At 30.4% G+C, this 14,452-nt stretch carries 18 protein-coding genes; all 18 read right to left on the bottom strand.

Annotated elements, in window-relative coordinates; all coding sequences use genetic code 11:
- Positions 1-327 precede the first annotated feature (327 nt).
- Entirely contained in the window at positions 328-2,418 is a 2,091-nt protein-coding gene (locus tag HMPREF9129_RS09600; protein WP_004823069.1) for a bifunctional 4-hydroxy-3-methylbut-2-enyl diphosphate reductase/30S ribosomal protein S1, read from the bottom strand.
- The gene (locus tag HMPREF9129_RS09595) at positions 2,381-2,977 is read right to left on the bottom strand and encodes a lysophospholipid acyltransferase family protein (protein ID WP_004823067.1); all 597 of its coding nucleotides are present in this window, start codon (positions 2,975-2,977) and stop codon (positions 2,381-2,383) included. Before HMPREF9129_RS09595 ends, HMPREF9129_RS09600 begins: the two co-directional genes overlap by 38 nt.
- Before the next feature lies 1 nt (position 2,978).
- Entirely contained in the window at positions 2,979-3,605 is a 627-nt protein-coding gene (gene cmk / locus HMPREF9129_RS09590; RefSeq protein WP_004823064.1) for a (d)CMP kinase, read from the bottom strand.
- Between the two features lie 145 nt (positions 3,606-3,750).
- The gene (locus HMPREF9129_RS09585; protein WP_004823062.1) at positions 3,751-4,944 is read right to left on the bottom strand and encodes a BaiN/RdsA family NAD(P)/FAD-dependent oxidoreductase; all 1,194 of its coding nucleotides are present in this window, start codon (positions 4,942-4,944) and stop codon (positions 3,751-3,753) included.
- Positions 4,944-5,525 carry a tRNA 5-(aminomethyl)-2-thiouridylate-methyltransferase MnmM gene (mnmM, locus tag HMPREF9129_RS09580; RefSeq protein ID WP_306424732.1) on the bottom strand — a complete coding sequence of 194 codons (582 nt, stop codon included), beginning with the start codon at positions 5,523-5,525 and terminating at the stop codon, positions 4,944-4,946. The genes HMPREF9129_RS09585 and mnmM overlap by 1 nt, the downstream gene beginning before the upstream one ends.
- Positions 5,498-5,947 (bottom strand): pseudouridine synthase, encoded by a 450-nt coding sequence (locus HMPREF9129_RS12715; RefSeq protein ID WP_306424733.1) that lies wholly within the window; start codon positions 5,945-5,947, stop codon positions 5,498-5,500. Before HMPREF9129_RS12715 ends, mnmM begins: the two co-directional genes overlap by 28 nt.
- Before the next feature lie 5 nt (positions 5,948-5,952).
- Entirely contained in the window at positions 5,953-6,207 is a 255-nt protein-coding gene (locus tag HMPREF9129_RS12710) for a S4 domain-containing protein (protein WP_004823056.1), read from the bottom strand.
- Positions 6,204-6,749, bottom strand: a complete 546-nt coding sequence (scpB, locus tag HMPREF9129_RS09570; RefSeq protein WP_004823054.1) for an SMC-Scp complex subunit ScpB — start codon at positions 6,747-6,749, stop codon at positions 6,204-6,206. The genes HMPREF9129_RS12710 and scpB overlap by 4 nt, the downstream gene beginning before the upstream one ends.
- Positions 6,739-7,047, bottom strand: coding sequence for a segregation/condensation protein A (locus HMPREF9129_RS10820; protein WP_004823051.1), 309 nt, complete (start codon positions 7,045-7,047; stop codon positions 6,739-6,741). Before HMPREF9129_RS10820 ends, scpB begins: the two co-directional genes overlap by 11 nt.
- Positions 7,048-7,085: 38 nt before the next feature.
- Positions 7,086-7,478 carry a segregation and condensation protein A gene (locus HMPREF9129_RS10815; protein WP_004823049.1) on the bottom strand — a complete coding sequence of 131 codons (393 nt, stop codon included), beginning with the start codon at positions 7,476-7,478 and terminating at the stop codon, positions 7,086-7,088.
- Complete coding sequence (locus HMPREF9129_RS09560; protein ID WP_004823047.1) at positions 7,475-8,086, bottom strand: site-2 protease family protein; 612 nt, start codon at positions 8,084-8,086, stop codon at positions 7,475-7,477. Before HMPREF9129_RS09560 ends, HMPREF9129_RS10815 begins: the two co-directional genes overlap by 4 nt.
- A complete protein-coding gene (locus HMPREF9129_RS09555; RefSeq protein WP_004823045.1) occupies positions 8,076-9,383 on the bottom strand; it encodes a pyrimidine-nucleoside phosphorylase in 1,308 nt (435 codons plus the stop codon). Before HMPREF9129_RS09555 ends, HMPREF9129_RS09560 begins: the two co-directional genes overlap by 11 nt.
- Positions 9,383-10,180 (bottom strand): purine-nucleoside phosphorylase, encoded by a 798-nt coding sequence (locus HMPREF9129_RS09550; protein WP_004823044.1) that lies wholly within the window; start codon positions 10,178-10,180, stop codon positions 9,383-9,385. Before HMPREF9129_RS09550 ends, HMPREF9129_RS09555 begins: the two co-directional genes overlap by 1 nt.
- Complete coding sequence (locus tag HMPREF9129_RS09545) at positions 10,173-10,718, bottom strand: NUDIX hydrolase (RefSeq protein ID WP_004823042.1); 546 nt, start codon at positions 10,716-10,718, stop codon at positions 10,173-10,175. Before HMPREF9129_RS09545 ends, HMPREF9129_RS09550 begins: the two co-directional genes overlap by 8 nt.
- The gene (recN, locus tag HMPREF9129_RS09540) at positions 10,711-12,378 is read right to left on the bottom strand and encodes a DNA repair protein RecN (RefSeq protein ID WP_040553096.1); all 1,668 of its coding nucleotides are present in this window, start codon (positions 12,376-12,378) and stop codon (positions 10,711-10,713) included. The genes HMPREF9129_RS09545 and recN overlap by 8 nt, the downstream gene beginning before the upstream one ends.
- A gap of 1 nt (position 12,379) precedes the next feature.
- Positions 12,380-13,162: a TlyA family RNA methyltransferase gene (locus tag HMPREF9129_RS09535; protein ID WP_004823039.1), complete on the bottom strand. Its 783-nt coding sequence runs from the start codon at positions 13,160-13,162 to the stop codon at positions 12,380-12,382.
- Positions 13,162-14,022, bottom strand: a complete 861-nt coding sequence (locus HMPREF9129_RS09530; RefSeq protein ID WP_004823037.1) for a polyprenyl synthetase family protein — start codon at positions 14,020-14,022, stop codon at positions 13,162-13,164. Before HMPREF9129_RS09530 ends, HMPREF9129_RS09535 begins: the two co-directional genes overlap by 1 nt.
- On the bottom strand, positions 14,022-14,240 hold the full coding sequence (gene xseB / locus HMPREF9129_RS09525) for an exodeoxyribonuclease VII small subunit (RefSeq protein WP_004823035.1): 219 nt from the start codon (positions 14,238-14,240) through the stop codon (positions 14,022-14,024). Before xseB ends, HMPREF9129_RS09530 begins: the two co-directional genes overlap by 1 nt.
- Positions 14,241-14,452 lie beyond the last annotated feature (212 nt).

The following is a 14,452-nucleotide window of genomic DNA, read 5'->3' as shown; positions in this document are numbered from 1 at the left end:
TCTACTTGCATAGGTTACGTTCGCCTTTAGGGCTTCACGACTCGTGGCTCGCTTACCCGCTATGCAAGCCTTATTATTAGGTTTCTGTTCGTCAGGCTACGATTTTGCTATCTCTTCTTCTCGCCTACATCTCTCGATGCAAACCTTGGGAATCACTATGGAGTTCGTCGGCAACTACGCCTCTTGTGGACTTTCACCACAGACTGACGGCATGCCCGTCATACTACAAAAATATCTGTTAGAGATTTACTCCCCAACAGATATTTTAGAGCCTTTATTTTAGGACTTTTGCAACAGCCCCTTTTATTTGTAAGGAATTATCTTTTATTAGTCTTCAAATTTAAGACCACCAAGAAGATCTCCTAGTGCTGTATTTATATTTGAATCATTTGATTGTTCTTCATATTCTTTTACTTCTTTTGATGCCTTAGGTTGTTTTGGAGCTTTAGCCTTAGGTTTTTCTTTAACAACTTCTTCCTTAGGCTCAACTTCTACTTCTTCTTTCACTTCTTCAACAACTTCTGGCTCTTCATCTTCAATTAAAGCTTTCATAGATAAAGATATTTTTTTGTTTTCTTCATCTATATCAGTAACTTTTGCAGTTACTGATTCACCAATAGAAAGTTTATCAGATGGTTTTTCAATGTGTTCTTTAGAAATTTGAGAAACGTGAAGAAGTCCATCTACTCCTGATTCTAATCTTACAAAAGCTCCGAATTCAAGAATATTTACTACTTTACCTTCTACTACATCTCCCACTTTTACAGATTCAGTGAATACATCCCAAGGTTTTTTAGTTGTTTGTTTTAATCCAAGAGCAATTCTATTTTTATCTTCATCTAAGTTTAATACTTCAACTTCAACTTTTTGTCCTGGTTCAACTACATCTGATGGATGTTTAACTCTGTTCCAAGAAAGTTCGGAAATATGGATAAGTCCATCTACTCCTCCAACATCTACAAAAGCTCCGAAGTTAGTAAGTCTTTGAACTGTACCTTCTACAACATCTCCTACTTTAAGAGCTGAATAAACTTCTTGTTTATTTTTTTCAAGTTCCTCAGATTCTACATTTTTTCTAGAAAGAACTATTTTTCTCTTAAACTTGTCAAAGTCTATAATTTCACAAGTCATTTCTTTTCCAACATATTTAGAAAGATCTCTTTGGAATCTAACTGATGCATGTGAAGCTGGAATAAAAGCATTTAATCCATTAAGGTCAGCTGTTAGTCCACCTTTAACTACAGATTTAACTGTTACTGTAACTCTTTCGTGTGAATTGAATAATTCTTCAACTTCATCCCACACTTTTAGGCTTTCTACTCTCTTATAAGAAAGTACTACATTGCCATCTCCATCATCCATTTTCATGATGAATACATTAATCATGTCACCAGGTTTAAATAAATCTGATGGTTTTACATCAGGGTTATTTGAAAGTTCATCTCTTGAAATAATTCCGTCTGATCTGTAACCAATGTTTACCATTACCTCAGTGTCATTAACGAATAGAACTTCCCCTTCTACAACTTCTCCTCTTTTTATTTTCTTAAAAGAGTTTTCAATAGCCTCCATCATTTCATTGTTGTCAAAATTTTCCATACTACTAACAGCCTCCTCGATTACCGAACGAGGTGTGGATGCACCCGCGGTAATACCTATTTTTACAAAATTTTTTATATTATATTTTAGGTCCTTGATCGACTCTAATAAATATACGTTTTTACAATGCTTCTTCGCAACTTCATACAGTTTTTTAGTATTTGAGCTATTCTTTCCACCCAATACAATCATGGCATCTACCTTTTTTGCCAACTCTTCTGTGCTATTCTGCCTTAAGCGCGTAGCATTACATATAGTATTATAAACTATAATCTCATGATTTAAAATATTTTTTAAAGAATTTGATAATATTTCAAATTTTTCAGGAATATTTGTTGTTTGAGAAACTAAAATAGTTTTTTTATCTTTCACTTTATCTAAAGATAAATCTCGACCTATTATTATTGCACTATCATTCGTATAGGAATTTATACCTATGACCTCTGGATGCGTTTCATCTCCAAATATAACAATTTGATATCCTGATTCATAATGCTCTCTTACTATAGAATATATGTTAGTGACTTTCGGGCAAACACAATCTATAATTTCATTTCCATTTTCCCTCAACTCATCTAAAATTCTTTTCTTTACTCCATGGCTTCTTATAATTACTTTAGAATCTCTTACATTGGTACAATTTATATTTACAACACCCTTATCTGAAAGTTCTTTAGTCACAACTTGATTATGGACAAGTTCACCGTAACTATAAACGCCATTTTCTGCATTTTTAAAGGCTAAATCTACAGCTCTCTTTACTCCTCCACAAAATCCGGCATTATTCGCCACTATTATCTCTATAAATATCAACTCCATAATAAATAGATTTTAGTAAATCTACTGTATATTCTTTGTACTCCAATTGTGTCGGCTTAGATAAATAAGAAAGATCAATAGGTTTTCTAATGTGTAGCTTCATTTTAGTAAAAGGAATATAAGAGCCTTCTACATAGACCGGAACTATCAATGACTTAGATTTATGTGCTATTACAGTAACACCTGATTTACCCATGTTCAAATCCACTTCTTTAACTCTAGTGCCCTCAGGGAAAACTCCAAGAACTTCTTTGTTCTTTAAAACTCTTAAAGCTGTTTTTACAGCAGCTATATCAGATGCACCTCTGTCTACAGGAAAAGCATAAAACTTTGAAATAACATTACCAACAATACGGTTTTTAAACAATTCTTTTTTGGCCATCCAATGTATAGGTTCTTTTATAACTCCCGATATAAATATTGGGTCCCAATTTGATCTGTGATTAGAACATATCATATAAGGCCCTTTACTAGGTAAATTCTCTATATTTAGAATTTCAAATCTATAAACTAATTTAAAATATAGCCATAATATTCTTCTGACAATTCTGTATAGCATTTTAACCTCTTACAATGTTAAACATTTTTTCAAGAGTTTCTTCCAAAGTTAAATCTGCACTATCTATAAATATTGCTCCTTCAGCCATAACTAAAGGTGAATTTTCTCTATTCATATCGTTAAAATCTCTATCTCTTAAATCACTTAAAACTTTATCAAACTCAACATCTTCACCCTTTTCCAAGAGTTGCTTATATCTTCTTTTAGCTCTTATATCAACTCCTGCATCTAAGTAGAATTTGTAATTTGCATTAGGTAACACAACTGTACCTATATCTCTTCCTTCCATCACTACAGAACGTTTTTGAGATATTTCTCTTTGTTTTTGTACTAAAAATTCTCTAACTTTTAAATCCTTAGATATATTCGATGCAAGCTTAGAAATTTCCTCCGAACGAATTTTATCAGATACATCTTCTCCATTTAAAAATACTTTATTATCACGATAATCTATCTCTATATCATATAAAAATCCATCTGGTTCACAACCAGTTTTTTTTGAATATAATGCTATAGCTCTATACATAGCGCCTGTGTCAACATAAGTTATATCGAGTTTATCAGCCAATAATTTTGCTATTGTACTTTTACCACTTCCACTAGGTCCATCAATTGCAACTGAATACATATTTCCTCCATAAAAAAATCACTGCTTACGCAGCGATCTAAAAACTTATTCTTTTCAACACAGTTATAGCTCTCAAGATACACTTCGTATTATTTCATTATAACTTAAAAGTTTAAATTAAACAATACATTTTATCATGAGTTGTCTATATTTTAGAAGCATTAATTCCTGCAAGATAACCTGTTGAATTTGCAAGTTGCAAATTATATCCACCAGTCATAGCATCTATATCTATAGTTTCTCCCGCAAAGTACAAGCTTTTTACTAACTTTGACTCCATTGTGGATGAATCGATTTCTCTAGTATCAACTCCTCCACTTGTCACTATGGAAGCATTTATATCCATAATTGATTTATATTCTAAATTTAGATTTTTAATTGTTTTCACAAGATTATGTCTATCTTGTTTTGATATCTCATTCACCTTTTTGTAATAAGGTATGTTTGCATATTTTAAAATTAAGTCTATCAACTTTTTAGGCAATAAATTTTTTAAAGCATTGGCAATGTCTTTATTTTTAAATTCCTCAAAATCTTTTAAAATTCTTTTATCTAAAGTTTGCGTGTCTAGTGCAGGTTTTAAGTCCAAAAATAATTTAATATTATTTTTTCGATTTATTAAGCTCGACATTCTCAGAACAATAGGCCCTGAAATTCCGTTGTGCGTAAACAACATTTCTCCAAATTCAGAACTTATTTTTTTATTACCTGAAAAGGCATTCAACTCTACATTTTTTAAGCCTAGACCAGATAAATCACTACAATCTATATTTAATAATATAGGAGCTAGCGCTGGTTTCAAGTCCACTATTTTATGCCCAAAGCTTTTAGCAAATTTATATCCATCTCCAGTCGAACCAGTTGTCCTATATGAAACACCTCCACAAGCTACTATAACTTTATCAAATGTTTCCCCATCAACTTCAAATTTCTCATCTATTTTATTTATCTTGTGTACTTCTGTATTAAGTCGTATTTCCACATTATTATCTTTTAACATCTTTTCGTATGTTTTAATAACATCAGAAGATTTATCTGATTCTGGAAAAACTCTATCTCCTCTTTCAACCTTGAGTTTAAGCCCATATGATTCAAATTTTTTAATTACACTTTCATTACTAAAAGTATAAAGAGCAGAGTATAAAAATTTAGGATTTCTGTTTATGCTATCAAAAAATTCAGAGATATCTTTTGCATTTGTTAAATTACATCTTCCCTTTCCAGTTATAAATAATTTTTTGCCAAGTTTTTCATTTTTTTCAAACAAAACAACTTCACATTCACAAACAGAAGCTGCCATCATACCCGCAGCTCCAGCTCCTATCACTGCAACTCTCATTAAATAACTCCTATTTTATAAACTATAGGTGGATTATTTACTTGATTAAAGAATTCTATTTTTTCCACTTTATACTTTTTTTGGTCTAGATTTTTTAAAAATTTACTTAACTTTTCTCTCTCTTCAGTTGAGCCTTGATGCCCTAGATATGAAACTACAACAATAATTCCCTCTTTAGAAATCTTATTAATTGCTTCTCTCAAAGAAATAATTGTACTTTCAGCTTTTGTGAAAATTGACTTATCTGATTTAGGTAAATATCCCAAATTATATATTATAAAGTCTAACTTTTCTTCTATTCTCTCAAAAACATATTCATGAGAAATTTTATATAATCTATAATTTTGATATCCTTTAGAACACAATAAATTTTCCGTTGAATTTATAGCTTCTTCTTGAATATCACAAGCATATAAAAATCCATTACTGCCTAAATTTTGGATTAATTTTAATGAGTCATTCCCTCTTCCGCAAGTAGCATCAAGTGCAAATTTTCCATCTAAATTTATTTCTTTTAAGATATCATCAACTACGTCTGAAAATTTTGAATTTACTAACATTTCATCAACTCTTTTAGACACTTAACTTCATCTTCTTCTAATCTTCTGTAATTTCCTATTCTCAAATCACCCAATTCCAAATTGCCTATTTTTATTCTCTTTAACTTTTTAACTGGATGTCCTATTTTTTCACACATTATTTTTACTTCGTGATTTTTGCCTTCATGTATTTTAATTTCTAATATACTATCACTTTCAAATCGCTTTAAAACTTTTACTTTTGCTGGAGAAAATTTTTCTTTTCCAACTTTTATTCCAACTCTTAACATATCTAATTCAGTTTTGTTTGGAGTTCCTTCTACAGTAGCAATATATGTTTTTTCGACTACATTTGATGGGTGCATTAGTTTATTAGTCAATTCTCCATCGTCAGTCAATATAAGTAACCCCGTTGTATCAATATCAAGCCTACCTACCGGATATAATCTCTCGCTAGATTCAATTAAATCTACAACTGTAATACGTTTTTTTCATCTGAAACAGTTGAAACTACCCCCATAGGTTTATTTAAAATATAATAAGAATGCTCTTTTATAATTTTTAGTCTTTTTGAGTCAAGATATACTCTATCTTTAGCAGTCACTATTTTGCCCATTTCAGTTACTACTTCATCATTCACTTTTACTCTTCCTTGAGCAATTAATTCTTCGCATTTTCTTCTAGATGCCACACCACTATGCGCCATAAATTTTTGTAATCTCAATCTCGTTCCTCCAAAAAATTAGTCTCATATGATTCATTATCAATAATTGGTAAATCTTCCAAACTCTTTAATCCAAATTTCAATAAAAAATCATCTGTTGTTTCATATATATTAGGTTTGCCTATTTTTTGAAGCTGACCAGTTATTGCGATCAAATTCAAATCTACCAAATTCTTTAAACTTGTATCACATTTTACTCCACGGATTTCTTCTATTTCAATTTTTGTAATAGGCTGTTTGTATGCAACTATTGAAAGTACTTCTAACGACGCTCCCGATAAGCTTTTTATGTTCTTTTTAGTTACAAATTCATTAACATAATCATAGTTTTCAGGTTTTGTAGACAATGTATATGCTCCGTTGATATCCGTTAATCTCAAACCACTATTCTTATCTGTATACTTATCTTTTAAAAAATTTATTGCAGCTAATATATTAGTGTCTGATGTTTTAACAGCTTGAGCTAGTTCTTTAATAGACACTGGCTCTGCCCAAGCAAATAAAATACTTTCTATAATCCCACTTAAACTTTCAATTTCCATAATTCAGTTCACTTTCTTCAGACTTAAGTAATACTTTTATATCTGTTAAATCTTCATTTTGACTCAACGTTAAAATTTGCAACTTACACATTTCAAGCAGAGCTAAAAAATATGAAACTATCTCTTCTCTCATAGCAAATTCAGTGAGCAATTCAGAAAAATAAAATTCTAAATTTAACTTTAATTTTTTATTTATAACATCCATACATTTTTTTACTGAAAATCTTTCCATTGGTATTATACGAATATCCTCATCTTTACCATATCTTTTTAATATATTGTTAAATGTTATTGCCAACTTATTTGCATCAACTTCTTTTAAAAAACTTAGGTCATCTAAATATGAAAAATCCTCTTTAAGTTTAAAAAAGATTTCATTTCATATTTTTCTTGCTCCATTAATATCTCAGTAACTTTTTTAAAACGCTCATATTCTAAAAGTTTTTGAACCAATTCATCTCTTGGGTCCTCTTCATTTTCTTCATCCTCTTTTTGTGTTTGTTTAGGAAGAAGCATCTTTGATTTTATTTCCAATAAAGTACTCGCCATTACAATGAAATCACTCGTTAATTCTAAGTTCAATTCTTCAACAGCTTTTATATACTCTAAAAATTGAGACGTAATAAGGTTTATTTCTATATCGTATATATCTAACTCATTCTTTTTTACCAAGTCTAAAATTAAATCATACGGTCCATTATATACTTCAAGCTCTATATTATAGTTCATATCATCAACCCAAAAGTAATAAATTTATCTAATATCAGCTGTATAACAGGAAATATAATTGAATTTATAAATCCCGAGAAAATTCCTATAATTAATAAAATATAAATGTATCGTTCATTAGCTAATATAAAATCTTGAATATCATCAGGAAAAAAAGACATAATTATTTTAGAACCGTCAAGCGGTGGTAGCGGAACTAAATTAAATACTCCCAACATGACGTTGTACCACATTATCTCCCTAAAAAATATTGCTACCGTTTCATTTGTATATGCAAATTTAACGAATACAACAGCTGCAATTAAACCTATTATAAAATTTGTTACAACTCCGGCTATCGAAACAACAAATAGACCCAATCTTCTGTTTCTAAATTCTCTTACATTTATCGGAACTGCTTTAGCCCAACCGACTCTAAACAATACCATAAATAATAATCCCATAGGATCGATATGATTTATGGGATTAAAAGATAGTCTTCCGTTTCTTTTGGCTGTATCATCTCCAAAAGCAAGGGCTGCAAGACCATGTGCAAATTCATGTGGAATTATTGCAACAAGTAATGCAACAATTCTTACTAAATACACAAATACAATATTATTGTTCATGTTTTATCACTTTCAAAATTAGTTGATCTTTTTCAACTTTATTATCACTAAATTTAAATGCTTTTAAAATTTGTTCTTTAATTTCTTCAACATTATCTTTCTTAGTGTATAGAGTAGCTATTAATTCTCCTTTAGAAACTTTATCTCCTATTTTTTTATTTAATAAAATTCCAGCTCCTAAATCTAATTCACTTTCTTTTGTCTCTCTTCCAGCCCCTAAATTTTTAGAAGCTTCACCTATTCCAAGAGCATCTATACCTTGAACATAACCATCTACTTCAGAGAATAATTCAAACATTGGAGATAGGTCAAATTTATCTACATTTTCAACGTAACTAACGTCTCCACCTTGAAGTGCTACAAATTCTTTAAATTTTTCATAAGCTTTTCCTGATGATATTTTTTCTTCTAAAACTTTTCTTGCCTCTTCTTCAGTTTGTGAATGACCCGAAACTAATAAAAGCTTTTCTGCAAGTTCCATAGATAATTCATAAAGATCTTCTGGGCCTTGTCCTTTTAATGTATTTATAGCTTCTATTACTTCCAAGCTATTTCCAACAGCTCTACCCAAAGGTTGATTCATATTAGTAATTACAGCTTGTGTATTTTTACCAGCTTTTTCTCCTAAGCTTACCATCATTTCAGATAATTCCACTGCGTCTTCTACAGTTTTCATAAAAGCTCCTGACCCAACTTTTACATCTAAAACTAGGCAGTCAGCTCCAACAGCTATTTTTTTACTCATTATGGAACTTGAAATTAGACTCACATTATTTACTGTAGCAGTAGTATCTCTAAGAGCATAAATTTTCTTATCAGCTGGAGTTACATCTGTTGTCTGCCCACATATTGCTAATTTTATTTTATTTGTGTTGTCTATGAACTCTTCTATTCCCAAATCTATGCTTAATCCTGGAATAGACTCTAATTTATCTAAAGTTCCACCTGTATGACCAAGTCCTCTTCCACTCATCTTTGCAAATGGAATTCCACAACTTGCAACTAGAGGTCCTAACACTAAAGTAGTTGTATCTCCAACACCTCCTGTTGAGTGTTTATCAACTTTCTTACCTTCTATTTTAGTCAAATCTATAGTGTCGCCTGATTCTATCATTGATTTAGTCAAATTAAACGTTTCATCAACGTCCATTCCCTTCAAGCAAATTGCCATCAAAAGAGCTGAAACTTGATAGTCCGGAATACTTCCATTAGTGTATCCATCTACAATATATTTAATTTCTTCAGGAGTAAGTTTTAATCCATTTTTTTTCTTTTCTATAATTTCATAAGTATTCATTACATCACCCTTATAATTTCTTGAACTAATTTTTTAAAATCTTCCTTAATTGTATTTGAAACTTCTATAACCTCTTTGTGGTCTAATGGTCGGTCTAAAATTCCAGCAGCCATATTAGTAATACAAGATATACCTAAAACTTCTATACCCCTATGTCTTGCAACGATAACTTCAGGTACAGTACTCATACCAGCTGTATCAGCTCCTATTGTTCTGGCAAATATAATTTCAGCTGGTGTCTCATAAGTTGGCCCAGTAAAGTACATATAAACACCTTCTTGTAGTTTTATATTCATTTCTTTAGCTACTTTTTTAGATAATTCCATAAGCCTTTTTGAATAAGTATATGTCATATCTAAAAATCTTGGCCCTTTATCGTCATTTGGTCCTATAAGTGGATTTTGACCTGAGAAATTAATATGGTCTCTTATAAGCATTAAATCTCCAGGTTTAAAATTTGTATTTATACCACCACAAGCGTTTGTAACTATTAGAGTTTTTATACCTAATTCACTCATAACCTTTATAGGGTATACAACATTATCCATACCCTGGCCTTCATAAAAATGAATTCTACCTTGCATAGCTACAACATTTTTACCCTTTACTTTTCCAAATATCAAACTGCCTTCATGACCTACTACTGTTGACTTAGGGAACTCAGGTATATCCTTATATGGAATAACCATTTTTTCTTCAATTGTCTCACCAAAATCTCCAAGTCCTGAACCTAATATAACTCCTATTTCAGGTTCAATATTAGTTACACTTTTAATGTACTCTATTGATTTATTCATTATCCTTTCTCCTAAATTCTTTATAATATAATATAGATGCTATTGTTTTTGCATCATTTATTTCACATCTGTCTAACATTTTTAAAACATCTTCAAATTTTATTTTTTCAACATCTATAAATTCATACAAATCTAAATTTTGCTCACCTAATTTTAAACCTGTAGCTAAAAATACATGTATTTTTTCTGTACAAAATCCTGGACTTGTATAAAATTCACTTAAATATTGAATATCTGATGCAGTGTATCCTGTTTCTTCTGTAAGTTCACGCATAGCTGCATCTTTTGGCAATTCTCCTATTTCTATAAGGCCTGCAGGAACCTCGTATATTTCCTTTTCTATCGCCTTTCTATATTGTTTAATTATCAAAACTTCGTCATCTTCTGTTATCGCAACTATGCTAACAGCTGCTGAATGTTCAACAATTTCCCTTTTAGAATATTTTTTATTTGGTAATTCAACTGTATCAACCTTTAAACTCAATATTTTACCATCGTAAATTTTATCCGTCTTTATCGTAATCTCAGTATTATCCATCTATTTCTCCTTTTGAAATAAGTTCACGAGCAGCCTTGAGTGCTATATCTGTTATTTCCATTCCACCTATAAGACGTGCTAACTCATAAATTCTCTCTTCATCATTTAGTATTCTTACAGTTGAAATTGTATTTGTTTTGTTTGATGTCTTCTCTATCAAATAATGATTGTCAGCTAAAGCCACTATCTGTTGTAAATGTGATATAGCTATAATTTGTCTATCTTTAGATAATTTTTTTATTTTCTTACCCACTAACATAGCCGTCTTACCACTTATACCCGTATCTATTTCATCAAATATCAAAGTTCGTATATTATCTCTTTGAGCAAGTATTGATTTAAAACCTAACATAATTCTGCTCATTTCTCCACCTGATGCAGTTTTTGACAAAGGTTTAAAATCCTCTCCAATGTTTGTCTTTATCATAAATTCAAGTCTATCTATTCCATCTTTGGACAACTCTCTTGTAGTAAAATCAACTCTGAATTCAGCATTATTTATCGATAATTCTATCAATTCATCTTTAACTCGAGATTCTAAAATTTTTGCAGATTTTTTTCTGTTTTCAGAAATTAAAACAGCTAACTCGGTAGCTTTTTTTTCTGTTTCCATTATTTCAGATTCTATTCTTCTTAAGTTTGCTTCAAAATTTTCTAAAAATTCCATTCTATCTTTTACATCATTGTGGAATTTTTTTATTTCAGCTACAGTTCTGCCATATTTCTTTTTTAAACTATTCACTAAGTCTAATCTATTTTCTAAATAGGCAAATTTCTCAGGGTCTAAATCAATTCTTTGCACATAAATATCTAATCTGTCAGCCAAATCTCTAATTCTATATCTTAAATCTTCACTCTCTCTGTAATCACTTTCAATAGAATTATCAAATTTGTACACATGAGATAAAGAAGATACTACTTCATCAATTAATTTTTGTATAGATACTTCATCATAGTTTTTTAAAATTAAACTAGCTTTAGAAAGTTCATTTATTATATCAGTTGAATTGTCTAATTTTTTAAATTCTTCTTCTAATTCTTCATCATCATATTCTGTTAAATTTGCATCTTCTATCTCTTGAAATTGATAATTTAAAAGATCAATTTCTCTTTCTCTGTTGTTTTCTAATGATAACTTTTCTTTTAATTCTTTTTGTAGACGTTTCAAATTTTCAAATTCTACGCCGAATTCTTCTATCAGTTTTTCTTGTTTTTTCCCTCCAAAGATATCTAAGAGCTCTCTTTGGTTTTCATTCACCATTAAAGACATACTTTCATGTTGTGCAAATATATCTATTAACTTTGATGTCAATTTTATAACGGTATTGTTATTTACAGTTCTTCCATTTATTTTTGAAATCGCAGGTCTGTCTAATTTTATTTCTTTAGAAATAATTATGAGTTCTCCTGATTCAAAATCAAGTTCTTCTATTTCATCTAATGGCTCATAACAGGTAAAGATCGCTTCAACATAAGCATAATCTTTACCCTTTTTTATTACCTCCTTATTTGTTCTCTGACCAAGCACCATGGATAGAGCATCTATTATAATTGACTTACCTGAACCAGTTTCGCCTGTAAGTACATTCAAGCCTTTTCCAAACTCTATTCTAATATCTTCTATTATTGCAAAATTTTTAATACTCAGCTCAAGTAACATATCATTCAACCTCTTTAACAACATCGTCAACACTAAACGAAATACTTTGCTCGGATGATTTTTCTAAATAAATTAGAAACTCTTTATTCCCAGTAGTACCCCTAATTGGCGAAGCAGTTATACCCTTTATTCTAAAATTTAAAGTTTTAGTAATTTCTATGACTTTCTCAATTACTTCTTTATGTACTTTGATATCTTTTACTATACCTTTTTTCCCAACCTTATCTTTTCCAGCTTCAAATTGAGGCTTTATAAGTGCAACTACTTCTCCAACATCTTTCAAAACTTTATAGACATTTGGTAGTATTAAATCTAGTGAAATAAAACTGACGTCAATACTTACAAAATCAACTTTTTCAATAGAATTGACATCAAAAGTTCTAAAGTTAGTTTTTTCCATACTGACAACTCGTTCATCTACTCTTAATTTGTAGTCCAGTTGGTTAGTGCCAACATCTATCGCATAGACTTTTTTTGCTCCATTTAAAAGCATACAATGAGTAAATCCGCCAGTAGAAGCACCTATATCTGCACAAATGGAGTCTTTAAGGTCAATATCATATAGCTCTATAGCCTTTTCTAATTTAAACCCACCTCTGCTAACATATTTTATTCCTTTGGACTTGACATATATTTCAGAGTCTTCATCAACTAATTGACCAGGTTTTTCAACTCTCTGAGTCTTTATAAAAACCTCTCCGCTCATTATTAATCTTTTAGCTTTTTCTCTCGATTCTGCCCCACCAGTTTCGTAAAGTAGAATATCAGCTCTTACTTTAGCCATTAGTAATTCCTTTTTATTAAACTTTTAGTTAGTTCTTCTAATTCTTCAGTGTTATATTTTAACTTTTCAAGAGCTAACATTGCCTTTTTACTATACTCATCTACTCTTTCTTCAAGATCTTTATCACTAATGTAATTTAATATAGTACTATTTTCTTTTTCAATATCATCTTTTGCATCTAATAAGTCATCTCTCATCTGATACGCCATACCTAAGCAATTTGCAAATTCTTCAAATTCTGCTATTTCATCATCACTAGCTCCTGCAAGTATTGCGCTAGAAACTACCGCTGCTCTTATAAGAGCAGCCGTCTTTAACTTATACATAGTTTCACATACTTCTAGATTACAGACCTCAGAAAATCCTAAATCTATTACCTGTCCACCCACCATTCCATGAACGCCAGAAGCCGTAAACATATACCTCATTGCTCTTAAAGCACGTTTTAATTCACTTAAATCTTCAATACTCTCTAATTCTCTTGTTAGAACTTCAATAGCCATATTTAGTAAACCATCTCCAGCCAAAATAGCTATTGCTTCTGTAAATACTTTGTGGTTAGTAGGCTTTCCCCTTCTAATATCATCATCATCCATTGAAGGTAAATCATCATGTATTAAAGAATATGTGTGAATCATTTCAATTGCAGTTGCAAATGGTAAAATTTTTGTATAATCTTCGCCAACTATAGCCCTATAAACCATCACAGACATTAAAGGCCTTATCCTTTTACCGCCTGATGAAAGTGAATATAGCATTGACTCATAAACCTTTTTTTGATATTCGTCAATAGAAGTAAAATACTTAAATATATGATTTTCTATTATTTTTATATCTTCACTGTAATCTCTTGCTGTCATTATTGCCTCTCAAAATCCTTCTCCACTATATCATTTCCTTCTTGCATTAAAACTTTTACTCTGCCTTCATATTCATCTAATTTGCTCAAACAGAATTTATAAAGCTTTAATCCTTCCTCATATTTATTTATAGAATCTTCCAATGTGATATCTCTGGATTCCAACTCTGATATTATAGTTTGTAGCTTTTGAAATGCACTTTCATAACTTTCATTCATACTATTTCTCCTCTATGTTAAATATCTTAGATTTAACCGTTCCATCTTTAAAGTTTATACTCATAATCTGATTATTTTTAACCTGTTTTATACTAGTTATTATCTTACCTTTGTTGTCTAATACATAAATATTCGAAAATTTAGTACTTCTTAAATTTTCCCCGTTTTTAAAACTTCATTTTTAATCTTATTTAATTTAGCTTCAATTCTCA

The sequence above is a fragment of the Peptoniphilus indolicus ATCC 29427 genome, assembly GCF_000227315.1.
GTDB classification, from domain to species: Bacteria; Bacillota; Clostridia; order Tissierellales; family Peptoniphilaceae; genus Peptoniphilus; species Peptoniphilus indolicus.
Note: the sequence above shows the minus strand (reverse complement) of the source record. Positions and strands in the feature narration are given on the sequence as shown.

Bases quoted from the DNA above. Each gene is read 5' to 3' on its own strand.
- HMPREF9129_RS09600 (WP_004823069.1), bottom strand. From the start codon at position 2,418: ATGGAGTTGATATTTATAGAGATAATAGTGGCGAATAATGCCGGATTT.
- HMPREF9129_RS09595 (WP_004823067.1), bottom strand. From the start codon at position 2,977: ATGCTATACAGAATTGTCAGAAGAATATTATGGCTATATTTTAAATTA.
- cmk (WP_004823064.1), bottom strand. From the start codon at position 3,605: ATGTATTCAGTTGCAATTGATGGACCTAGTGGAAGTGGTAAAAGTACA.
- HMPREF9129_RS09585 (WP_004823062.1), bottom strand. From the start codon at position 4,944: ATGAGAGTTGCAGTGATAGGAGCTGGAGCTGCGGGTATGATGGCAGCT.
- scpB (WP_004823054.1), bottom strand. From the start codon at position 6,749: ATGGAAATTGAAAGTTTAAGTGGGATTATAGAAAGTATTTTATTTGCT.
- HMPREF9129_RS10815 (WP_004823049.1), bottom strand. From the start codon at position 7,478: ATGAACTATAATATAGAGCTTGAAGTATATAATGGACCGTATGATTTA.
- HMPREF9129_RS09560 (WP_004823047.1), bottom strand. From the start codon at position 8,086: ATGAACAATAATATTGTATTTGTGTATTTAGTAAGAATTGTTGCATTA.
- HMPREF9129_RS09555 (WP_004823045.1), bottom strand. From the start codon at position 9,383: ATGAATACTTATGAAATTATAGAAAAGAAAAAAAATGGATTAAAACTT.
- HMPREF9129_RS09550 (WP_004823044.1), bottom strand. From the start codon at position 10,180: ATGAATAAATCAATAGAGTACATTAAAAGTGTAACTAATATTGAACCT.
- HMPREF9129_RS09545 (WP_004823042.1), bottom strand. From the start codon at position 10,718: ATGGATAATACTGAGATTACGATAAAGACGGATAAAATTTACGATGGT.
- recN (WP_040553096.1), bottom strand. From the start codon at position 12,378: ATGTTACTTGAGCTGAGTATTAAAAATTTTGCAATAATAGAAGATATT.
- HMPREF9129_RS09535 (WP_004823039.1), bottom strand. From the start codon at position 13,162: ATGGCTAAAGTAAGAGCTGATATTCTACTTTACGAAACTGGTGGGGCA.
- HMPREF9129_RS09530 (WP_004823037.1), bottom strand. From the start codon at position 14,022: ATGACAGCAAGAGATTACAGTGAAGATATAAAAATAATAGAAAATCAT.
- xseB (WP_004823035.1), bottom strand. From the start codon at position 14,240: ATGAATGAAAGTTATGAAAGTGCATTTCAAAAGCTACAAACTATAATA.